Origin of the sequence: Pseudomonas sp. AL10 (assembly GCF_029960685.1) — a bacterium.
Classification (GTDB): Bacteria; Pseudomonadota; Gammaproteobacteria; order Pseudomonadales; family Pseudomonadaceae; genus Aquipseudomonas; species Aquipseudomonas lactis.
Window position 1 is genome coordinate 1 of sequence record NZ_JASBQZ010000103.1, and the last position, 285, is coordinate 285.

General features: G+C 63.2%; 1 protein-coding gene. It reads left to right on the plus strand.

Going from position 1 to position 285, the window contains the following annotated elements; genetic code table 11:
• On the plus strand, positions 1-285 hold a 285-nt coding region (locus QK296_RS28995; RefSeq protein ID WP_282392373.1), incomplete at both ends, for a DUF6531 domain-containing protein.

Genomic DNA, 285 nt, shown 5'->3' on the forward strand with positions numbered 1-285 from the left:
ATGCGGCGGCTTCTGCGGATAAAACGGTCACTCACGGTTGCCCGGTGTCGATGGTCACTGGCGAGGAATTGCTGACCCTCACCGATGGCGCGCTGGATGGGATCATGCCGTTTGAGTGGACGCGGCTGTATCGCACCAGCGCGGTGGAGATCGATTGTGGGTTGGGGTTTGGTTGGAGCCATGCGCTGGCCCATCGGCTGGTGGTGTCGGGCGATTCGGTGGTGTGGACTGACCATGAGAACCGCTCGACCACCCTGCCCTTGCCCACCGATTCTCGGCCCGCGA